At 62.0% G+C, this 20,947-nt stretch carries 25 protein-coding genes; 17 read left to right on the top strand and 8 right to left on the bottom strand.

The genetic code is table 11. The annotated features are described in order from the left end of the window. Positions 1-12 precede the first annotated feature (12 nt). Entirely contained in the window at positions 13-1,422 is a 1,410-nt protein-coding gene (locus tag LU682_RS16895; RefSeq protein WP_060488896.1) for an LLM class flavin-dependent oxidoreductase, read from the bottom strand. Positions 1,423-1,666: 244 nt separating this feature from the next. Between LU682_RS16895 and LU682_RS16900 the strand changes: the two genes are divergently transcribed. The 5 genes from LU682_RS16900 to LU682_RS16920 all read left to right on the top strand — a co-directional run bounded on the left by LU682_RS16900 (position 1,667) and on the right by LU682_RS16920 (position 6,561). Continuing rightward, positions 1,667-2,656, top strand: coding sequence for a universal stress protein (locus tag LU682_RS16900; RefSeq protein ID WP_049586231.1), 990 nt, complete (start codon positions 1,667-1,669; stop codon positions 2,654-2,656). Between the two features lie 95 nt (positions 2,657-2,751). Beyond that, a complete protein-coding gene (locus LU682_RS16905) occupies positions 2,752-3,711 on the top strand; it encodes a ribose-phosphate diphosphokinase (protein ID WP_010953656.1) in 960 nt (319 codons plus the stop codon). Positions 3,712-3,906: 195 nt separating this feature from the next. Continuing rightward, positions 3,907-4,500, top strand: a complete 594-nt coding sequence (locus LU682_RS16910; RefSeq protein WP_010953655.1) for a GNAT family N-acetyltransferase — start codon at positions 3,907-3,909, stop codon at positions 4,498-4,500. Beyond that, positions 4,497-4,856, top strand: coding sequence for a cupin domain-containing protein (locus tag LU682_RS16915; RefSeq protein WP_003253997.1), 360 nt, complete (start codon positions 4,497-4,499; stop codon positions 4,854-4,856). The genes LU682_RS16910 and LU682_RS16915 overlap by 4 nt, the downstream gene beginning before the upstream one ends. A gap of 67 nt (positions 4,857-4,923) precedes the next feature. Then, positions 4,924-6,561, top strand: a complete 1,638-nt coding sequence (locus LU682_RS16920; RefSeq protein ID WP_010953654.1) for a mechanosensitive ion channel family protein — start codon at positions 4,924-4,926, stop codon at positions 6,559-6,561. Positions 6,562-6,722: 161 nt separating this feature from the next. On the opposite strand, the gene LU682_RS16925 is transcribed toward LU682_RS16920, so the two are convergent. After that, positions 6,723-7,610: a MerR family transcriptional regulator gene (locus LU682_RS16925; protein WP_010953653.1), complete on the bottom strand. Its 888-nt coding sequence runs from the start codon at positions 7,608-7,610 to the stop codon at positions 6,723-6,725. Between the two features lie 153 nt (positions 7,611-7,763). Here LU682_RS16925 and LU682_RS16930 point away from each other — a divergent pair, with 153 nt between their 5' ends. The 7 genes from LU682_RS16930 (at position 7,764) to LU682_RS16960 (ending at position 13,270) form a co-directional block, all read left to right on the top strand. Then, a complete protein-coding gene (locus LU682_RS16930; protein WP_029615462.1) occupies positions 7,764-8,210 on the top strand; it encodes a PAS domain S-box protein in 447 nt (148 codons plus the stop codon). 103 nt (positions 8,211-8,313) lie between these two features. Continuing rightward, a complete protein-coding gene (locus tag LU682_RS16935; protein ID WP_060488894.1) occupies positions 8,314-8,736 on the top strand; it encodes a nuclear transport factor 2 family protein in 423 nt (140 codons plus the stop codon). Continuing rightward, positions 8,733-9,485 carry an SDR family NAD(P)-dependent oxidoreductase gene (locus LU682_RS16940; RefSeq protein ID WP_010953651.1) on the top strand — a complete coding sequence of 251 codons (753 nt, stop codon included), beginning with the start codon at positions 8,733-8,735 and terminating at the stop codon, positions 9,483-9,485. Before LU682_RS16935 ends, LU682_RS16940 begins: the two co-directional genes overlap by 4 nt. A gap of 6 nt (positions 9,486-9,491) precedes the next feature. Next, positions 9,492-10,739 carry an NAD(P)/FAD-dependent oxidoreductase gene (locus LU682_RS16945; RefSeq protein WP_010953650.1) on the top strand — a complete coding sequence of 416 codons (1,248 nt, stop codon included), beginning with the start codon at positions 9,492-9,494 and terminating at the stop codon, positions 10,737-10,739. Beyond that, positions 10,736-11,545 (top strand): DUF1365 domain-containing protein, encoded by an 810-nt coding sequence (locus LU682_RS16950; RefSeq protein WP_010953649.1) that lies wholly within the window; start codon positions 10,736-10,738, stop codon positions 11,543-11,545. The genes LU682_RS16945 and LU682_RS16950 overlap by 4 nt, the downstream gene beginning before the upstream one ends. Next, a complete protein-coding gene (locus LU682_RS16955) occupies positions 11,520-12,782 on the top strand; it encodes an SAM-dependent methyltransferase (RefSeq protein ID WP_049586237.1) in 1,263 nt (420 codons plus the stop codon). Before LU682_RS16950 ends, LU682_RS16955 begins: the two co-directional genes overlap by 26 nt. After that, entirely contained in the window at positions 12,782-13,270 is a 489-nt protein-coding gene (locus LU682_RS16960; RefSeq protein ID WP_010953647.1) for a DUF2878 domain-containing protein, read from the top strand. Before LU682_RS16955 ends, LU682_RS16960 begins: the two co-directional genes overlap by 1 nt. On the opposite strand, the gene LU682_RS16965 is transcribed toward LU682_RS16960, so the two are convergent. The 5 genes from LU682_RS16965 to LU682_RS16985 are packed head-to-tail and all read right to left on the bottom strand — an operon-like array spanning position 13,220 to position 16,299. Further along, positions 13,220-13,390 (bottom strand): DUF2256 domain-containing protein, encoded by a 171-nt coding sequence (locus tag LU682_RS16965; protein WP_079732516.1) that lies wholly within the window; start codon positions 13,388-13,390, stop codon positions 13,220-13,222. The two genes, LU682_RS16960 and LU682_RS16965, sit on opposite strands and share 51 nt — an antisense overlap. Continuing rightward, a complete protein-coding gene (locus LU682_RS16970; protein WP_010953646.1) occupies positions 13,387-14,913 on the bottom strand; it encodes a cryptochrome/photolyase family protein in 1,527 nt (508 codons plus the stop codon). The genes LU682_RS16965 and LU682_RS16970 overlap by 4 nt, the downstream gene beginning before the upstream one ends. An 8-nt stretch (positions 14,914-14,921) precedes the next feature. Next, positions 14,922-15,227 (bottom strand): DUF6482 family protein, encoded by a 306-nt coding sequence (locus tag LU682_RS16975; protein ID WP_003254009.1) that lies wholly within the window; start codon positions 15,225-15,227, stop codon positions 14,922-14,924. Beyond that, complete coding sequence (locus tag LU682_RS16980) at positions 15,224-15,760, bottom strand: DUF3833 domain-containing protein (protein WP_003254010.1); 537 nt, start codon at positions 15,758-15,760, stop codon at positions 15,224-15,226. The genes LU682_RS16975 and LU682_RS16980 overlap by 4 nt, the downstream gene beginning before the upstream one ends. Before the next feature lie 2 nt (positions 15,761-15,762). Continuing rightward, positions 15,763-16,299 (bottom strand): chalcone isomerase family protein, encoded by a 537-nt coding sequence (locus tag LU682_RS16985; protein WP_049586242.1) that lies wholly within the window; start codon positions 16,297-16,299, stop codon positions 15,763-15,765. Between the two features lie 160 nt (positions 16,300-16,459). Here LU682_RS16985 and LU682_RS16990 point away from each other — a divergent pair, with 160 nt between their 5' ends. The 4 genes from LU682_RS16990 to LU682_RS17005 all read left to right on the top strand — a co-directional run bounded on the left by LU682_RS16990 (position 16,460) and on the right by LU682_RS17005 (position 19,220). Continuing rightward, a complete protein-coding gene (locus tag LU682_RS16990; protein ID WP_014591337.1) occupies positions 16,460-16,951 on the top strand; it encodes a DUF1543 domain-containing protein in 492 nt (163 codons plus the stop codon). Positions 16,952-17,029: 78 nt separating this feature from the next. Next, positions 17,030-17,800: an SDR family NAD(P)-dependent oxidoreductase gene (locus LU682_RS16995; RefSeq protein ID WP_010953643.1), complete on the top strand. Its 771-nt coding sequence runs from the start codon at positions 17,030-17,032 to the stop codon at positions 17,798-17,800. 95 nt (positions 17,801-17,895) lie between these two features. Next, the gene (locus tag LU682_RS17000) at positions 17,896-18,588 is read left to right on the top strand and encodes a DUF421 domain-containing protein (RefSeq protein WP_010953642.1); all 693 of its coding nucleotides are present in this window, start codon (positions 17,896-17,898) and stop codon (positions 18,586-18,588) included. A 92-nt stretch (positions 18,589-18,680) separates the two neighbouring features. After that, positions 18,681-19,220, top strand: coding sequence for a type 1 glutamine amidotransferase domain-containing protein (locus tag LU682_RS17005; RefSeq protein ID WP_049586245.1), 540 nt, complete (start codon positions 18,681-18,683; stop codon positions 19,218-19,220). A gap of 56 nt (positions 19,221-19,276) precedes the next feature. Here LU682_RS17005 and LU682_RS17010 read toward each other — a convergent pair whose 3' ends face one another. Then, positions 19,277-19,801, bottom strand: a complete 525-nt coding sequence (locus LU682_RS17010) for a hypothetical protein (protein ID WP_010953640.1) — start codon at positions 19,799-19,801, stop codon at positions 19,277-19,279. 194 nt (positions 19,802-19,995) lie between these two features. Between LU682_RS17010 and LU682_RS17015 the strand changes: the two genes are divergently transcribed. Then, entirely contained in the window at positions 19,996-20,853 is an 858-nt protein-coding gene (locus LU682_RS17015) for a glucose 1-dehydrogenase (protein WP_010953639.1), read from the top strand. Positions 20,854-20,947: the final 94 nt, after the last annotated feature.

Below are 20,947 nucleotides of genomic sequence, written 5' to 3' on the forward strand. Positions count from 1 at the left end.
TCCTCTGCCGATTCAGGCCGGCACTGCCGGGCCGACACTGACGTTTTCGCGCTGCTGGCTGAGGTCGCGATAGCCGGCGCCAGGGTGGTTGGCGGGCAGTCGCGGGCCATCGCCGAACAGCTTCTCGCGCAAGGTTCCGGAACGATATTCGGTCTTGTAGACGCCGCGTTTCTGCAACTCGGGCACCAACAGGTCGACCACATCGCGGAAGGTTTCGTGGGCCAGGACGTAAGCCAGGTTGAAGCCGTCCACGTCGGTTTCCTCGACCCAGGCCTGCAGCTCGTCGGCGACGGTCTGCGCACTGCCGACGATCAACGGGCCGAAGCCGCCAATACCAACCCAATCGGCCAGTTCCTGCACCGTCCATTGCTTGTCGGGGTCGGCGGTGGAAAAGGTTTCCACTGCCGACTGAATGGCATTGGTATGGATATGCTTGAGCACCTGGTCGGGCCGGTACTGACCGAAGTCGATACCCGTCCATCCCGAGATCAGCGCCAGCGCACCTTCGTAGCTGCTATATGACGCGAGTTCCTGCCACTTGGCCTGAGCCTTGGCGTCGGTCTCGTCGACGATCACCGTCTGCAGGTTGAAGATCAGCACCTTGCGTGGATCACGCCCGGCCTCGGCAGCGCGACGGCGGATGTCGGCCACGGTTTTCTTCAGGATCACCTTGGACGGTGCGGCGACGAACACGCACTCGGCGTGCCCGGCAGCGAAGTCCTTGCCACGGCTCGACGCCCCCGCCTGATAGAGCACCGGCGTGCGCTGTGGCGAAGGCTCGCAAAGATGGATGCCGGGCACCTGAAAGTGCTTGCCCTGGTGGCGGATCTCATGAACCTTGTTCGGATCGCTGAAAATGCCGCGCTCGCGATCCCGCAGCACAGCGCCCTCTTCCCAGCTCCCTTCGAACAGCTTGTAGAGCACTTCAAGGTATTCGTCCGCGTAGTCGTAGCGCGCATCGTGGTCGCTCAGCGCCTTCTGCCCGAGGTTGCGCGCGCCGCTGTCGAGGTAGGAGGTAACGATGTTCCAGCCGATGCGCCCCTTGGTCAGGTGATCCAGGGTCGACAGGCGCCGGGCGAACGGATACGGGTGCTCGAAAGTCAGCGAGGCGGTGAGGCCAAAACCGAGGTGCTCGGTAACCAGCGCCATCGGGGTGATCAGCGCCAGCGGATCATTGACCGGAACCTGGGTCGCCTGACGGATGGCCGCATCGCCATTGCCGCCCAGCACGTCGTAGATGCCGATCACGTCGGCGATGAAGATGCCGTCAAACTTACCGCGCTCAAGCAACCTGGCCAGGTCCGTCCAGTATTCCAGATCCTTGTATTGCCAGGCGCGATCCTTGGGGTGCCTCCAGAGTCCGGGCGACTGATGGCCGACACAGTTCATCTCGAAGGCGTTCAAACGAATTTCACGTGGCATGGGGGGCTCCTGCTCGATAGGCTCGGCACCCTGTTTCGGCGCCTTTCAATGCTCTATCAACACAATTCATGCCAATAAATATTCTCTTTATTTACAAGGGCATAGAGATTACTCGAAGCAGCTTCAATGCCTGCAAGGCGACATTACTGCTGATCAGCTGTACAACAGCGAACAGTGTTGATGCGCAGCGAGAAACATGCCGGGCTCTGCGACCCGGTCATGAGTACACCGCATTCAGCCAATCTTGATAAATATCAAGGTCATCGAGCCCCACTGCGTCACGCTTGGCCTGAACCGGTGGGCCTTCATCGAGGCTGCCACCGCGGTGGAGGCCATCATGAATACTTACTCAAGACTGCTGCTGATCTGCCATCCAGACCTGCACCCTTCGCCTGCCCTGACGCGTGCTCAAGCGCTGAGCAGTGCGACAGGTGCGACCTTGCACCTGGTGGCGCTCAGTCAATTGCCCTCGCGCCTGGCAACCCTGGACCAGGTGCTACGCAAAAACGCCCGCAAGCAGGACGCCGAGCATCGCAAGGCGTGGCTCGCTGAGCAGGTGAAGGCGCTGGGCGAGCTGGGCATTACCGCCTACGCCGAGACGCTGGACGATCAAGACCCGCTCAAGGACTTGATCCGGCTGGCCCAACTGCACCGGGTCGGGATGGTGATCAAGGACATCCAGCACGAAACCGCCTTGAGCCGTGCCCTGCTCACGCCATTGGACTGGCAATTGCTACGCCGCTGCCCGATCCAGCTGCACTTGGTAGCCCAGGCTGAAACGACGCTGCCAGCGCGCATACTGGTCGCCGTGGACCTGGTCGAGCACGACCCGCTGATCGACAAGCTCAACGACCACATCCTGCAATCGGCACTGGAACTGGCACAACGCTGCAAGGCGCAACTGCATCTGCTGCAGGCCTACGAACCCAGCGCCAGCTTCGTTGCCTATGCCGCCGCACCCGTGGCCTGGACAGACAAACTGGCCGAGGAAATGTCCGGTCGTGCGCGCGAGCGCATGGCGACGTTTGGCGGCCGTTATGGCATCAAGCCAGATCACCTGCACCTGGTGCGGGGTGCTGCCCGTAACGTGGTCAGCGAGTACGCGAACCAGCAAGGCTTCGATGTGGTGGTGATGGGCACGCTCTACCACGAGGGGGTGAGCAAGGTCGTCGGCAGTACTACCGAGCAAACCCTGTACAAGATTCACTCCAGTATTCTGGCGATTCACGGTTGAACGATCGCCCGCTGGCTATGCTCGACTAGGTACTCATCAAACCGCACAGTGCCATGCAGCTCATGTTGCTGTGAACGACCTCTGGAGCGCAGGGCATGAATGACACACCGCCGTTACTGTTCGCCTTGCAAGGCAGCCAGGACTATGGGAATGCCGTGGCGCAACGCTTGGGCAGGAAACTGTCTGCACATGAAGAGCGCGACTACGAGGACGGTGAGCACAAGTGCTGGCCTGGCGAATCGGTGGACGGTCGATCGGTCATCGTCTTCCACTCGCTGTATGGTGACGCGCACCACAGCGCGCATGACAAGCTATGCCGGTTGTTGTTCTTCTGTGGCGCGCTCAAGGACGCTGCTGCCCGCCAGGTGACGGCAGTCACGCCTTACCTCTGTTATGGTCGCAAGGACCGTAAGGTGGAGTTTCAGGACGCTATCATCACCCGCCATGTGGCTCGGCTGATGGAAAGCTGCGGCGTGGACCGCATTGTGGCGCTGGACGTGCACAACCCCAGCGCCTTCGACAACGCCTACCGAATCCCGAGCTGGAACCTGCAATGCACCCAGCTATTCGCCCAACGCCTGGCCCCGCTACTCGGTGAGCAGGCGGTCACGGTCGTGTCACCGGATATCGGTGGCGTCAAACGCGCCGAGCAGTTTCGCCAGGCCCTGGCGCACCTGCTGGCGCGACCGGTCTCGGTGGCCATGATGGAGAAACACCGCCAGCAGGCAGGCCTGAGCGGCGAACACCTGGTCGGTAACGTGGCAGGCAGCACCGTCATCGTATTCGACGACCTGATCAGCACGGGGCAGACGCTGCTACGCGCTGCCCAGGCCTGCCGGCAGGCCGGAGCCAGCCGCATGCTGGCCGCGGCCACCCACGGCCTGTTCACCACCGGTGGCGAGCTGTTCGACAGCGGCGCGTTCGAACGGGTACTGGTGGCCGACAGCATCGCCCCCTTTCGCCTGCCTGTGCGATGCCTGGAGCAACTGGATATCGTCGATACCAGCGCCCTGGTCGCCGAGCTGCTTGCCAACCGTTCGGGCCCTGGCGCATGACCCCGGCGCAGGTGGCGCCGGCGGAGTGTCCCTGCTCCTGAAATCGTCGGGCCATTTGGCCATGAGGGCCGTGTCGCACACCATGCTGATGGTGTTCGCGCAGAGCATCATGGGAACAGCTATAACCGTCTACCCTGCCCCCAGCCAAAGGCGTAACCCTTGAAAACTGACCCCGGCACCATGGGAGCACTGTGCATGCCTATCGACTTCAGACCCGCTCGAGTCTCGGACGCGCATGATATTGCGCGCTTCTTTCAACTGACATCGGAGGGCATGGCCGATTACATATGGAGCAAGCTCGCCGCACCTGGAGAAACCTTGCTGAGTGTCGGTGCGTCTCGCTATGCCAGAGAACAGGGCGACTTTTCATACAAGAACTGCCTGATGGCCACTTTCGAAGGGCGCGTCATCGGCATGATGCATAGCTATGCCTTGCGCGCAACGCCTGACAGGCCAGTCGAGACCGACCCCGTCCTCGCGCCTTATTCCGACATGGAAATACCCGATACCTTGTACATATCCAGCCTGGCACTGGATGAGGCCTGGCGGAGCCAGGGGCTGGGTGCCGAGTTTCTTCGCCACGCCCAGCAGCGCGCTGACGACGCAGGCCTCGATGGACTATGCCTGATCGATTACGCAGAAAACCACGGTGCACGCCGCTTCTACGAACGTCATGGTTTTCAAATTGTTAAAACCTGCCAGATCGTTCCGCACCCGATGCTGGGCGTTACCGGTGAAGCCTATTTAATGTATCGCCCTACTCACAACGTGCTCGAGAGACAGCCATGAACCAGAAACTGACCGTGTTCCGCGAACTGGATATCCAACCGCTGCGCGACCTGCCCTTCTTTGAAGAAGTATTGGAAGGCACCCCTCACACGCTGACGTCCAAGTACTATCACGATGAACAGCAAGGTCGCATTTCCGGAGAATGGGAAGCCAGCACCGGGGCGTGGCGCATTGACTACAAAGTCTGGGAGTTCTGCCATGTCCTGAGTGGGTGCTGTGTCATTGAGCTTGAGGGTTGCGCCCCGGTCACACTGGCCGCTGGCGACACGTTCATTATCGAACCGGGCGCCAAGGGCAAATGGACCGTAGTGGAAGACATGAAGAAGAATTTCGTGATCCTCGTGCCCGCGAACTAAGCCACTGAATGCTGGCTGAAGCCGACTATGCTGGTAGCAATCCACTCGTCGGCACAGGGGCTGTCAAATGGGCATGAAGCGCAGGTTGGGACGGGCTGCTTGGCTGATGCTACTGATCCACCTGCTGTTCTCGCCCCTGCTCCACGCAGGCACCCCTCAGGCCGGGCCGGAGATAGAGGGTGTGATTGCCGAACCCGCCCCGCTGACCGTCATCAACCGCACGGTGCTGGTCTTTCGTGCGACGCTGCTGGGCGAAACACCCAAGGTGCGCGCCCAGCGCGCCAAGAAGGTCATCGAGGAAACGCTCCAGGAAACGAACGACCTGGAGGTTCGCGTCGACCCTATCCTGCGAAGCTACCTGGTGCTGCTGGGCGGGCGCCGTGCATTCATCGTGACGCCACTGGATGCTGCGGCCGACAACATTACAACAGGCGAAGCCGCCGAGCAGGCCGCCGAGAACCTGCGCCTTGTCGTCGAGGAAACCCGCCAGGCGCGTAGCCTGCGGTTCTTGCTCACCGCGATAGGCTACAGCGCTGCGGCAACCTTGGTCTTTTTCATGCTGGTAAAGGCCGCAGGCTACTGTCGACGCAAGCTCCTGGGGCTGCTGCCCAAACTGATGGGCAAACACTCCGAGCGCCTCAAGGTCGGCCACACGCAACTGTTCGACCTGCAGAACCTGTACTACCTGATCGACCGTTCACTCTGGCTGCTGTACTGGTTGGTCGTGTTGTTGTTCTGCTACCAGTGGCTGGGCTTCGTGCTGTCTCAGTTCCCCTACACAAGGTCTTGGGGGGAAAGCCTCAATATCCACCTGATGGCGCTGCTCAACTACCTGATCAGCGGTATTTTGCGCGCCATGCCCGGCCTGGCCGTTGCACTGTCGATCTTCTTCATCGCCCGTGGCATCAGCGCCTTCTCCAAGCGTGTGCTAAGGCGCATGGCACGCCCGGGCACGTTGAAATGGCTGACCGCTGAAACCTTGCAACCAACCATGCGCCTGACGTCGCTGGCGATCTGGCTCTTCGCCCTGGTGATGGCCTACCCCTATCTACCCGGCTCGGGTACCGATGCCTTCAAGGGGTTGTCAGTGTTGCTCGGTCTGATGATTTCACTGGGGGCGACCAGTGTCATCGGCCAAGGGGCAGCCGGATTGATCCTTACCTACACACGCACGCTGCGCGCCGGTGAATTTGTACGTGTGGGTGATCACGAGGGCACGGTGACCGAGGTGGGCATGTTCACCACGACCATTCGCACCGGGCTTGGCGAAGTGCTGACACTCCCCAACTCGATGATTACCGGCTCGGTGACCAAGAACTACTCACGTATCGTGCAAGGGCCAGGCTATGTGGTCGATACCGTGGTGACCATCGGCTACGACACCCCGTGGCGTCAGGTCGAGGCGATGTTGCTGGAAGCGGCTCGGCGCACCGACGGCGTGCTGCAAACGCCCACGCCCCAGGTATTCCAGACGGCGCTGTCGGACTTCTACCCCGAGTACCGATTAGTGGCCCAGGCCATTCCGTCAGAGCCCAGGCCACGCGCGCAGCTTTTGAGCCTGTTGCACGCCAATATCCAGGACGTGTTCAACGAGTATGGGGTGCAAATCATGTCGCCTCACTACCTGGGCGACCCCGAGCAGCCCAAATGGGTGCCCAAGGAGCAGTGGCACGCGGCCCCGTCCAAACCTGAAAACACCGGGTGAGCAATGAGGCCTCAGGTGCCGCGCAATGATCACCGGCCCACAGACCGCCAGCAGGACATTGGAGACGGTGAGGCCGATATGGGTCCAACGCATGCCGAGCAGCGCCCCCATCACCAACCCGCTGTGCACCCAACCACTTTGAGCACGGCGCAGAACCAAGCTCAAAGGTCCAGCGCCCCCCTGAGCAAGGCGTCAAGCACGCGCGCGACGTCAGCACCCTGCTCGTCCAGCAGGCATACCGGCAGCCCGTGCAAGGCCGCTTGCACACCGGCCAGTCCCTCGCCTGTCAAGGCCAGCGGACAATCAATTTCCATCTGCAGCGAGCGCAGGCGCTTGGCCAAGGCAGGGCTCACCGGTGGCTGCAGCGCGATCACCAGTGCCGCAGGCTGCACCGCTGCACACAGCAGCGGGAGCTCTTCCAGCGGCTGCCCGCAGCCGAGCACGTCGATGCGTTGTCGCTCGCTGCTCAACAGCAGCCCGGCGCACAACACCTGGCATTCGGCTTGACCCTCGGTACCCGCCAGCAGCACCCGCGGCGCATCGACCTGGTTCATCTGCAAGCGCAGCAGCAGCCGGGCGCGCAAGAACGTATCGAGAAACAGCCATTGGCTACGCTGGCCTGGCGCAGTACCTGAAGCCAGGTCATGCCAAACCGGCATCAGCACGTCCCGCAGCACCGTGGCCTTTGGCAAAAGTGTGAACAGCTGTCCATGGATCGCTTCCAGCGCCTGCGCATCGAATGCCCTGGAAGCGCGCGCAACGGCGGCGCGCCAGTCGTCAAAGGCCGAGGGCTGCTGCACAGGCGCCTCAGGCTGGCCGGCGAGCCTGTCGCCAACCTTGCTGATGGGCAGGCCGTTGGCGGTCCAGCGCAAGATGTCACGTATGCGCTGCACATCCTGAGCCGTGTACAAGCGATGGCCGCCCTCGGTGCGCTGCGGGCGAATCAACCCATGACGCCGCTCCCAGGCACGCAAGGTCACCGGATTGATGCCGGTCAGGCTGACCACATCGCGCATGGGTAGCAATTCGGGTGGGGTGGCGTCGGTCATAACGAGGTGTCATTCAAGGGGTGATACATTCTAAACCCAGATGCACCTTCTGCGGCGAGCCTCCTTGGTTCATCATGCAACAAACGGCGCCAAAAGCTTCTGCAAGGAAGCCTTTGGCGCACATCGCATACGAAATGCCTGTAGGTGAGCCCCATGATCAACGCAAAACTCCTGCAACTGATGGTCGAACATTCCAACGATGGCATCGTTGTCGCCGAGCAGGAAGGCAATGAGAGCATCCTTATCTACGTCAACCCGGCCTTCGAGCGCCTGACCGGCTACTGCGCCGACGATATTCTCTATCAGGACTGCCGTTTTCTTCAGGGCGAGGATCACGACCAGCCGGGCATCGCAATTATCCGCGAGGCGATCCGCGAAGGCCGCCCCTGCTGCCAGGTGCTGCGCAACTACCGCAAAGACGGCAGCCTGTTCTGGAACGAGTTGTCCATCACACCGGTGCACAACGAGGCGGACCAGCTGACCTACTACATCGGCATCCAGCGCGATGTCACAGCGCAAGTATTCGCCGAGGAAAGGGTTCGCGAGCTGGAGGCTGAAGTGGCGGAACTGCGCCGGCAGCAGGGCCAGGCCAAGCACTGACAAAAAACCTATACAAGACCGTTGACTTGTATAGATAAAGGCTTAGGCTTCAGTTATACCTGTACAACAATTCAATTTTGTACAGGATTGCCTGGAGCCCAGTATGTCAGCGTACCTACAACAATTCGCCGAGCGCTTCGCCCGCCTTGATGGGGCTAGCCTCGAAACGCTGGATAAACTGTACAGCGACGATGTCACCTTTCGTGATCCCCTGCACCAGATACAGGGGCTGCAGGCCCTGCGTGCCTACTTCGAGCAGTTGTACGCCAACGCCACCGATATCCGCTACGCCTTCACCAGCGCCGACGAGGTAAAGCCCGGGCAGGGCTACCTGCGTTGGACACTGCAGTTTTGCCACCCGCGCCTGGCCGGCGGCCAGCCGATCACGCTGCAAGGCTGCAGCTGCCTGCATTGGCGCGACCGTGTGCATTTCCACCAGGACTATTTCGACGCCGGCGCCCTGCTTTATGAGCACCTTCCCGTCATGGGCACAGCAATCCGCTGGCTCAAAGGCAGGCTGGCATGAGCCGCTGTTGGCTGACCGGCGCCAGCAGTGGTATCGGTGCCGCGCTCGCGCAAGTCCTCCTGGAGCAAGGCCACCAGGTCGCCTTGGGCGGGCGCAACGCCGACCGCCTTGCCCCGCTGGCAGAACGGTTTCCCGGGCAGGCATTGCTGGCCATTGGCGATCTTGACAACCCGGAGCAGGTCGCCGGCATCGCTGCGCATATCGAGCAGGCCTGGGGAGGCCTGGACATGGCCATTCTCAATGCCGGCACCTGCGAATACCTGGAGCCTGGGCATTTCGATCCGGCGTTGGTCGAGCGCGTCATGCGCACCAACCTGCTGGGCGTCAGCTACTGCCTGGCGGCGGCACTGCCCTTGCTTCGCGCAGGCAAACGCCCCCACCTGGTGGTGATGGGCAGTTCGGTAACCTGGCTGGCCTTGCCCCGCGCTGGCGCCTATGGGGCGTCCAAGGCCGCAGTGCGCTATCTGGTGGAGTCACAGCGAATCGACCTGGCCCGCGAAGGCATCGCGGTCACCCTGGTGAGCCCAGGCTTCGTGGACACGCCCCTGACCCGTCGCAACGATTTCCCCATGCCACAGCTGTGGTCTGCGCAGCGTGCCGCCCGGCATATCGCCAGGCGCCTGCCCGGCCGCCCCCTGGAAATCAACTTCCCCGGTCTTTTCACCTTGGTGTTGCGCCTGCTCGGGGCGCTGCCCGCGCGCCTGCGCCTGGCGCTGGGCCAACGCCTCGCCCGTCATGAACAGGAATGATGATCCATGCGTATAGCAATCATCGGCAGTGGCATCGCGGGGCTGACCTGCGCCCATTTGCTGTCACGCAAGCACGAAGTCACGGTTTTCGAGGCCGAGCAATGGGTCGGGGGCCACACGCACACCCTTGATGTGGTCTGGAAAGGCCAGCGCCATGCAATAGATACCGGTTTCATCGTCTTCAACGACTGGACGTACCCGAACTTCATCCGCTTGCTCGACCAGCTTCAGGTGCCATCACAGCCGACCGAGATGAGCTTTTCCGTGCATGACCCGATTGCGGGCCTGGAATATAACGGCCACGACCTGAACACCCTGTTCGCCCAACGCAGCAACCTGCTGTCCCCAGGGTTCTGGGGGATGATCCGGGACATTCTGCGTTTCAACCGTCAGGCACTGGCCGACCTGGACAACCAGCGTATCGATGCCAGCACCACGCTGGGCGACTACCTTCAAGCGAACCGCTATGGGCAACGCTTCATCGATCATTACATCGTACCGATGGGGTCGGCGATCTGGTCGATGTCTCGCGCAGACATGCTCCACTTCCCGCTTGAGTTCTTCGTGCGCTTCTGCCGCAACCACGGCTTGCTGTCGGTCAACCAACGTCCACAGTGGCGGGTGATCAAAGGCGGCTCGCGCAGCTATGTCGCACCGCTGTGCCGGCCGTTCGCTGAGCGCATCCGCCTCAACTGCAAGGTTTACCGAGTCAGCCGCGACGAAGGTGGCGTCACCCTCGTGAGCGCGGCCGGCACCGAGCGCTTCGACAATGTGGTGTTCGCTTGCCACAGCGATCAGGCCCTGGCACTGCTGGAGAACCCCAGCAACCAGGAGCGCGCCGTACTCAGCGCCATCGATTACGCCAGCAACGACGTGGTGCTGCATACCGATACCCGTCTGCTGCCACGCCGCCAGCTCGCCTGGGCCAGCTGGAACTACCGCCTGGGCGGCCCCGAGCGGGCTCCCGCCGCGCTGACCTACAACATGAACATTCTGCAAGGTATCCAGGCACCGACAACCTTCTGCGTGAGCCTCAACCAGACCGCACTGATAGACCCGGCGCAGGTGATCGCCCGCTTCCAGTACGCCCATCCCCAGTACAGCGTTGCAGCGTCCGCCGCGCAAGCGTGCCAGGAGCAACTGCAAGGGCAACAGCACAGTTACTTCTGCGGCGCCTACTGGGGCAATGGCTTTCATGAAGACGGGGTGGTCAGCGCACTGAAGGTGGCCGCGCACTTCGGAGAGCAACTGTGAACAGCAGCCTCTGCGTGGGCTGGATCAGCCACCGACGGCTGACGCCGCGGGTCCACGCGTTCCGCTACCGGATCGGCATGTTCTACCTGGACCTGGACGAACAATCCTGGCTGATGGGCCTGTCACGCTGGCTGGGACGCTGGCGCCTGGCGCCGTTGTGCTGGCGCGAGACCGACTACCTGCCCGCCCTGACCCGCCAAGGTGAATCGCTGGCCCAGGCTGCACGCTTGCTGGTCGGGCAGGCGACGGGGCACCTGCCCGAAGGCCGGGTACAGCTGCTCACGCAACTGAGGTGCTGGGGGCTGTCGTTCAACCCGGTGAGTTTCTATTTCTGCCATGACCGTGACGGGTGCCTGACCGCGATCCTGATGGAAGTGCGCAACACGCCCTGGCGTGAACGCTTTCATTACGTACTCCCGGTGCAAGGCAACCTTGCCAGGCCCTTCAGCGTCGGCAAGGCCTTCCATGTGTCGCCGTTCATGCCGTTGGACATGGACTATCGCCTGCGCTTTTTCCTGGACACGGACCATGTACGCATTCAGATGCAGAACTGGCAAGGCGGCACAAAGGTGTTCGAGGCCGACCTCGCCCTGCGCCGCAAGCCACTCGATGGTGCAGCGCTGCGTCGGTATGTCCTGAACTTCCCATGGATGAGCCTGCGCACCGTCTCGGCCATCTACTGGCAAGCGCTGCGCCTGTTACTCAAACGCACCCCCGTGCATGACCACACCACCTGCCAGGGTGACCTGGCACTCGGCCAACCTTGCGAGGACCTTGATGATGTCAAATCCCACCCTGAGCGTTAGCAAGTTCGCAGGCCTTGCGCCCCTGCTCGGCGGGCTGGCACGAAGCGCCGTGCTCGCCCAGTTGAGCAAGCTGCGTCACGGCCACCTGCGCCTGCTCAGCCACGGGCAGCAGTGGAGTTTCGGTGATGCCGACAGCCCGTTGCAGGCCGAGGTGGAGATCCTCGATGACGCCACCTGGAGCCTGATCGCCGGCAATGGCTCGATCGGAGCTGGCGAAGCCTACATTCACGGCTATTGGCGCAGCCCCGACCTGGCGCTGGTGACCCGCCTGTTCGTCGCCAACCTTGAAGTGCTCGACGCGCTCGAGGGTGGCCTGGCCCGCCTGGGCCGCCCTGCCCTGCGCCTGCTGCACCGGCTCAACCGCAACGACAAGCGCGGCGCCCGGCGCAACATTCTGGCCCACTACGACCTGGGCAATGCCCTGTTCGAGCGGCTGCTGGACCCCACCATGATGTATTCGGCTGCGCAATTCGAACACCCGGGGCAAACACTGGAGCAGGCCCAGTTGCACAAGCTGGAGCGCATCTGCCAGAAGCTCGAACTGAGCCCTGACGATCACCTGCTGGAAATTGGCAGCGGCTGGGGCAGCCTCGCTATCCACGCAGCCACCCGTTACGGCTGCAGGGTCACCACCACGACGCTCTCCGAGGCGCAGTACAGCCATACCCTGGAGCGCGTCAAGGCCTTGGGGCTGGGGCAGCGTGTGCAAGTGCTCCGCGAAGACTACCGCGACCTTCAAGGCACGTTCGACAAACTGGTTTCGATCGAGATGATCGAAGCGGTCGGTCATCGCTACCTGCCGGTGTATTTCCGCCAGTGTGCTTCGCTGCTCAAGCCTGAAGGCCTGATGCTATTGCAGGCGATCACCATCCGCGACCAGCGCTATGCCCAGGCGCAGCGCTCGGTCGACTTTATCCAGCGCTACATCTTCCCCGGTGGCGCCCTGCCTTCGCTGAGCGTGTTGCTCGACACCGCCAGCCGGCACACTGGCCTGAACCTTGTGCACATGGAAGATTTTGGCCTGGACTACGCCCACACCCTGCGACACTGGCGTGAAAACCTGCGTCAGGCACGCACTGCGCTGACGGACCTTGGCTACGACGACATGTTCCAGCGCCTGTGGGAGTTTTACCTCTGCTACTGCCAGGGCGGTTTCGAGGAGCGCGCGATCGGTGTTGCGCACCTGCTCTGGGCAGCACCCCAGGCACGCCGTGCGCCCTTGCCTGGCGGTGCCTGATGCCCAACCGCTGGCTGATCGGCAATGCCCTCTGGCTGCAAGCCGGCTGGTGGGTATGCGTGCTGGGGGCCGAGCGGCCCTTGCTGTTGCTGCTGGTGATTCCGGGCGTGGCAGTGCACCTGCGCCTGTGCCCGGACATCAATGCCGAGCTCAAGGCGCTGTTGCGCGTCACCTTTGTCGGCTGCGTGCTCGACAGCGTGCTGGGAGCGCTGGGGGTGTTCGGTTTCGACGCCTGGCCCCTGCCGCTGTGGCTAGCGCTGCTGTGGTTGGTGCTGGCCAGCGGGATGCGTCACAGCCTGGCATGGGCCGGCAGGCACTGGCGAATCGGCGCACTGCTGGGGGCGATTGGCGGCCCTCTGGCCTATGTAGGCGGCGCCAGGCTGGCAGGTGTTGCCTTGCCATTGGGCGCGCTGGAAACCGGCCTGCTACTGATGCCGTTATGGGCTTTGGCCCTGCCCCTGCTGGCGCGCCTCGCGGCGCGGCGCTGACCGGCGACATCGCTCGGAGCAGTAACGCACCTGCTCCCAACAGCGTGCCCAGCGCTTGCGCCAGGTGAACGGCCGGCCACACACCACGCAAACCTTGCTGGGCAGAAGGCTCTTTTTCACAACGCCTGCCCCGCATCGAGCCGCGCCAGCAATGACTGGCCACGTTGCCACACGGCATCGCGACGGCCAGCGGGCATGCCATCAAGGCTGCGATAGACCAAGGCCAGGCGCGGGTTAGCCGAGAGCTGGGGACGATGGCGAATGAGAAAATGCCAATACAAGGCATTGAACGGGCAGGCCTCCTCTTCGGTCACCTGGTCGACCCTGTAACTGCAAGCCTTGCAATGATCGGACATGCGCTGGATATAACGACCACTGGCGCAGTACGGCTTGGACCCCAGGTAGCCGCCGTCGGCGTGCATCACCATGCCAAGCGTGTTGGGCAGTTCGACCCACTCGAAGGCATCCATGTAGACCGCCAGGTACCACTCACAAATTGCGGTTGGCACGATACCGGCCAGCAAGGCGAAGTTGCCGGTAACCATCAACCGCTGGATATGGTGAGCGTAGCCCAACCGCAGGGTCTGCCCGATGGCTTGCGCCATGCAGCGCATGCGGGTGCGCCCGGTCCAGTAGAATTCTGGCAGCGCCCGGTGATTGTTCAGGTGATTGAGCCCGGCATATGCCGGCATGCGCTGCCAATAGATGCCACGCACGTACTCACGCCAGCCGATCAGCTGGCGAATGAAGCCTTCGGCTGCATTGAGCGGCACCCGCCCCTCGCGCCAGGCTTTGTCGACGTCGTCGCACAGACGACGCACATCCAGAAGGCCGATGTTGAGCGCCGCACTGATGCGCGCATGAAACAGGTACGGCTCGCCTTCGGCCATCGCATCCTGGTAGTCACCGAAAGCCGCCAGGCCGAAATCCAGAAAATGCTGCCACAGCTGTTGTGCCTCGGCATGGGTCACGGGGTAGTCGAAACCGTCGACGCCCCCGTAGTGGTCGCTGAAGCGCTGACGCACCAAGGCCACCACCGCTGCCGTGATGTCGTCTTGCGCGAAATGCGCAGCGAACGGGCCACGCAGCTGCCGTGGCAATGGCTTGCGATTGTCGCCATCGAAATTCCAGGCGCCACCTGCCGGGCTGCCGTCGGGCTCCATGAGCAGGCCGGTTCGCTTGCGCATGCCACGGTAGAAGTGCTCCATACGCAGCTGGCGACGTTCTGTGGCCCAGCGCCCGAAGGCTTCACGGGAGCACAGAAAACGCGTGTCGCGAAACCACACAAGCGGCAGTGCGGCATCACGCAAGGCCTGCTCCAGGCGCCACTCACCGCACTCGGTCAAGTGAATGTGGGTGGCGCCCAAGGCTTGTTGCCAACGATGCAACTCACCCACGATGCTGCCGCTGTTACCCTCGGCGTCCAGTTCGACATAGTGCACCTGCCAACCCCGTTCACGCAGGGCCTGGGCAAAATGCCGCATGGCGCTGAAGATGAGAACGATCTTCAGCGGATGATGCGGTACGTATCGGGCCTCCCCCTCCACTTCCGCCATCAGGACCGCATCGCGAGCAGGGTCAAGGGACGCCAGACTTGCCAGGTCGAACGACAGTTGGTCACCCAGCACCAGGCCCAGGCGCATCGTCCGGGCTACCACTGGCTGGTGAGCGTTACCGGTACGCGCAGCGGCGCGATGGGGCCGTCACGTTGCCCGCACATCTCATCATGCACCACCTGCTGCACCAGCATGCACGGCACCGGCGGCAGGTCGGCCAGCAACTGCCGCAGTTCGGTCGTGGAGCGCACGCGCACGGGCTGCCCCTGGGCATCGCTCAATGTCACAGGGCCGGCGTCGGTCAGGGCGCGCAGGAGGTAGAAGCCCCCCTCCAGCGACAGCAGTTCAAGTTCCTTGGCTTCGCCGGTCGAAACCAGCTGGGTCAGCGCGATCAGGTTCATGGTGTGCCCTCTGGCAGGCGGCGGAAGAACAAGGTGATCTGGCCAATCTCAACGCCCAGTTTGCTCATGCTCGAGCGGTTGATCAGGGTGTCGTCATCCATGAGGTACATCCAGTCGTCCAGGTCTACCTGCCAGTGCCGCCCGTCGACCGGCAGATCCAGTTGGTAACGCCATCGCAGCGCGTTGCCCGCCACTTCGCCACGCGCCTCGCCAATCACGTCCCCCGCTGTTCCCCGCCAGCGCCCGGGGCCGTCCGGCACCAGCGTCCAGGTACGCTGCTGGCGTGTGCCATCGCTATAGAGAAAATGCTCGTCGAGGATCAGCCGTTCACCCTCGCGGCGGCTGTCGATGCGCACATGGAAGCGCTTGACCACCTCACCGGAACGCTTCTGAAACATCCCCCACGCCTGAACCGGGCGCGAGAAGAACGCCGCCAGGTCCAGCTTCGGCTGCTCCTGGGCATAGTGCTCGATACCGACATTGCCACAACTGCCCAGAAGCAGGCAGGCAGCCAGCAACAGCGCTTTGTACATGTTCAGGCTCCTCGGTCATCGCCAGCCAGCCCAAGCAGCCGCTGACGCAATTGGGGGTCTCTGGCCCGCGGGTCAAGCCAGATGGCGAAGAAGGCCCGGGCGAACACCGGATCGTCGATCGCGTGGCTCAGTTTGCCGTCGACGTAAAAGCGGCAACCCTGCCTCGGCAGGTACAAGCCCGTGATGCGCATGCCAGGGCTCACGTCCACGAATGCCTGCTCAATCGCCCTGGTCCATGCCGCGCGTTGCTGTGCCGTCATGCTGCCGCCACCCAGGCGTTGCATTTCCTCAAGGCTGGCCTTGACCAGCGTGTCCCTGGACAATGAACGGTGATAGAGCAGCTCAAGGGCAAACGGCTGGTTCCAGTCCTGAACCGGGCCAACTGCCCATAATCGGGCGGTATACAGCCGCAGGCCAAACCAAGTGAAATCACCGGCGCCCAGCCGTTGCGCCGCAGGCAGCTCCGCTCGCCAGTCTGCCGCCGACGACATGGCGGCTAGCAGCAGGCATAGACAGGTCCAACGTGCAGGGTGCGCCATTCTGACCTCGAGCACTTTGCTAAATACTATACAATAGTAGACGCTTGTACAGATATTTGACGAGCCATGTATAGTTTTTAATGCCCAGCATGCACATTTCTGCAAGCCTCGCGCCCCCGTTATCGAACACCCATGAAAGTCGAGATAGAAGGAATTGCTCATGCTGTACGTCGTCATGCTCGGTGGACGTCACCCACGGGCCAATATCGAGGTCCACGACGTGTTGTTCGCGCAGGCGGACTCACTTGAACAGGCCTACCCCCATCTGCGCCAAGCCTGGTTCGGGAGCCGAACGGGCCTGCACATCGACGCATGGATGGAAGTCGACGGTATTGACCGCTACCGCGTCGCGTTCAGTCAGGTAGCGCCTGGCCCACACGATCCCAGGTTGTTCTTCATCAACCTTGGCGGCTACGAGCCCGGGGTGTTTGGCGAGGCACACCGCTACCTGCTGGTGGTGGCCAGGGACAAGGCCGAGGCCAGGCAACTGGGCAAACAGCGCCTGCAGGCAGACTGGCTCAAGCCGCATACCGACGCGGTACTGGACGTCGACGATTGCCTGCCGATCGACTGGGTGAACGACCGTTACGTGCACTTGATCGAAGGGCCACATGACGGCTTACGGCAGTACAGCGACTATATCCTGCTGTGAGCTCCCCCCTGCCAGCTGCACGAACGTTGGCAGGCATCACAGGACGAGGCGCCAGCGCCCAGCCAAGAGGACACGCCGATGAGCCTGATCAACGACCTTCAGACACCCGCCAACGTGCTGGTCTGCGGGGCCAGCCAAGGAATTGGCCTGGCATTGTGCACGCAGTTGCTGGCGCGCGATGACATCGGGCTGGTGTTCGCCGTTTCGCGACGAGCCACCACCAGCCCTGCGCTGGATACCTTGTTCACAGAGCACGCGCGACGGTTGGTTCGCCTCGACTGCGACGCCCGATCCGAGCAGGCACTGCAAACACTGGCCGCGCAGGTGGGCGCCTGCTGCGACCAACTGAACCTGGTCTTCAGCACGCTTGGCGTGCTGCAAGAAGGCCCGGCGCGGGCTGAAAAAGCACTGACCCAGCTAGACATGGCGGGGTTGCTGAGCAGTTTCACAACCAACTGTTTCGCCCCTGTTCTGCTGCTCAAGCATTTGCTGCCGCTGCTGCGTCGGCACCCGATGGCCTTCGTCGCCTTGTCGGCGCGAGTCGGGTCGATCGGCGACAATCACCTGGGGGGCTGGTACAGCTACCGTGCCAGCAAAGCCGCGCTCAACCAGCTTCTGCGCACTGCAAGCATCGAGCTGAAGCGACTGAACCCCGCTTCAACGGTACTTGCATTGCATCCCGGCACCACCGACACCCAGCTTTCCCGACCCTTTCAGGGCAATGTGCCGCCGGGCAAACTGTTCTCGCCCGCGTTTGCCGCCACCTGCATCCTGGCACTTGTGAGCCGTCACGGCCCGGCGCAGAGCGGAACGTTCTGGGCGTGGGATGGCACGCCGATTCCCTGGTGACGCGCGCGGAGAGTTGCAGGCCAAGTCGATGAACCAGCCTTGAGCGCGAACGGTCAACCCTTTATCTGACAACGGCAGAAGGAAGGGTGGAACGAATGGTTTCGTTTGATCTGCAACGGATGCTGATAGGCGACTTCCCTTTTACCTTTCTGCTGGAAGTTGCTGTGCGTGTTTCAGCGGCCTTCCTGGCCGTGTTCTTCTTTCTGAAATTCAGTGGCCGGCGCGGGATCAGACAGCTGTCCCGGTTCGAGCTCGTGGTCATTCTCACCCTGGGCTCAGCTGCCGGCGATGTGACCTTTTACGAGGACGTACCGCTGCTTCCGGTGGCCTTGGTTTTCCTCACGCTGTTCATGCTTTACCGAGGAACGGTCTACCTCATGAGGCGAAACAGAACCTGCGAGGCCTGGATCGACGGGCTGCCGGTCACGGTAGTGAAAGATGGCATGTACGAAATCCATTCGCTGCGTCACATGAACATTTCACCGAATGAGCTGTTCATGGAGCTACGCCAGCAAGGTGTCGAGCACCTGGGCCAGGTTCGACTGGGCCTTCTGGAAACCGATGGCGATCTCAGTTTGTATTTCTACGATCAGCAAGACACACGCCCAGGCCTGTCAGTGCTGCCGGTCGAGCATCGCCCGGAGTACACATCGCCGCCCGGCGCCGGGGTGCATTGCTGCGTGAGCTGTGGTTTCCCGGCCTACCATGAGCCTCATGACACCCTGGCGTGTTCACGTTGCGGTCATACGGTCTGGTCGCCTGCATTGGATACCGTGCGCAACCGTTAGCAGGTTCTCCCCATACCGCCAGGCATCGAGCAGGAACTTTGCTCGCTGTTTGCAGGCCCTTATGAAAGGCCTATCAGCACGAGGAGAAAATGATGAGTGCACAATTGAACGGCAAGCGCGTGGCCTTTCTGGTCACCGATGGCTTTGAACAGGTGGAACTGACCGGCCCGCGTGAAGCCTTGGAAAACAGCGGCGCGGTGGTCGATATCCTGAGCGAGAAAGAAGGCACGGTACGTGGCTGGAACCATGACAAACCCGCCGACGCGTTCAGCGTGGATGCGACTTTCGACAGTGCGCAGCTTGACCTCTACGACGCCTTGGTGCTGCCCGGCGGTGTGCAGAACTCCGACACGATTCGCTTGATCCCCGGTGCGCAGAAACTGGTAAAAAGCCATGATGCGGCCGGCAGGCCGCTGGCGGTTATCTGCCACGGCGCGTGGCTGCTGATATCGAGCGGGTTGGCCAAAGGCAAACGAATGACCAGCTACAAGACCTTGCAAGATGACATTCGCAACGCGGGCGGTACGTGGGTGGATGAACAAGTGGTGGTCGATGGCAACCTCATCACCAGCCGCCAGCCGGACGATATCCCCGCCTTCAATGAGCAGTTGATCAAGGCACTGGCAGACTGAACCTGCTACTGCTCAGTGCGTGCTGGTCGCCCATGATGCCGACCAGCACGCACTGATCACGCCAGCTGGATGAAAACCGAATAACTGCCCAGCAACACCCAGAAGCACAGGAAAATCCAGGGCGTGCGCAAGGAAAACAGCAGCGATTTGCGGTGCCCCGCCTGAGAGGTTTCAGCCTCGCAGAACAGCGGCGACTCGTCATAGGCCAGCCCCATCAGCGGTTCGCTGCGCAGCAAGTGGCTCTGCTTCATCTGCCAGTGCTCGATAATCCGGAAGGCCGCGCGGATGCCAGGCCAGGCATTCAGTGTACTGAGCACGCCGAGCAGTGCGAGAAAAGCCGGGACCATCAGGGTGAACATTTCGCCCCAGCTTTGGTTAAGGTTACCCATCGATGACACGTAGGCGATCACCAGGAACGACTGGGCCGCAAGATAAGCGTCGGTACGGTTGGCCAGGATGGTGGTCTCATACTGAATTTCGCGTCGATAGAAATCCAGCCGCTCCTTGGGCGTACCGAACATCCTCTCGTTCGTCTGATCGATCTCATGTTCCGGCGTGGAAGGCGTGATGATTCGAGGCACTGCAGACTCCTTGATGACGTGGGCCTCACCCATGCCAGCAAGCCCCGTCAGCGGTAGAGCTAGGCGGAGGGTAAAAATTCACTGGGAATGGGTGCATCAACCGCTCGTCGCTCAGCACGAAGATCCACTTCAACACTGGCCTGGCGCGCCTTTCGAACGGGAATGAGCGTTCCAACCCTGCAGGAGCTTCCAGCATGAGCGACTACCCTACCCCTCCATTCCCATCCCAACCGCAAAGCGTTCCCGGTTCCCAGCGCAAGATGGATCCGTATCCGGACTGCGGTGAGCAGAGCTACACCGGCAACAATCGCCTCGCAGGCAAGATCGCCTTGATAACCGGTGCTGACAGCGGCATCGGGCGTGCGGTGGCGATTGCCTATGCCCGAGAAGGCGCTGACGTTGCCATTGCCTATCTGAATGAACACGACGATGCGCAGGAAACCGCGCGCTGGGTCAAAGCGGCTGGCCGCCAGTGCCTGCTGCTGCCCGGCGACCTGGCACAGAAACAGCACTGCCACGACATCGTCGACAAGACCGTGGCGCAGTTTGGTCGCATCGATATCCTGGTCAACAACGCCGCGTTCCAGATGGCCCATGAAAGCCTGGACGACATTGATGACGATGAATGGGTGAAGACCTTCGATACCAACATCACCGCCATTTTCCGCATTTGCCAGCGCGCTTTGCCCTCGATGCCAAAGGGCGGTTCGATCATCAACACCAGTTCGGTCAACTCTGACGACCCGTCACCCAGCCTGTTGGCCTATGCCGCGACCAAAGGGGCTATTGCCAATTTCACTGCAGGCCTTGCGCAACTGCTGGGCAAGCAGGGCATTCGCGTCAACAGCGTCGCACCCGGCCCGATCTGGACCCCGCTGATCCCGGCCACCATGCCTGATGAGGCGGTGAGAAACTTCGGTTCCGGTTACCCGATGGGACGGCCGGGTCAACCTGTGGAGGTGGCGCCAATCTATGTCTTGCTGGGGTCCGATGAAGCCAGCTACATCTCGGGTTCGCGTTACGCCGTGACGGGAGGCAAACCTATTCTGTGATCGTGCTGCGGAGGCCTGCTGACGCGGGCCTCGGCGCCTCTGGCAGAGCGGTATAGAGCCTGGGCTTGACGCGTGCCCTACCAGACGTCATTAG

Source organism: Pseudomonas alloputida, from assembly GCF_021283545.2.
Taxonomy (GTDB): domain Bacteria; phylum Pseudomonadota; class Gammaproteobacteria; order Pseudomonadales; family Pseudomonadaceae; genus Aquipseudomonas; species Aquipseudomonas alloputida.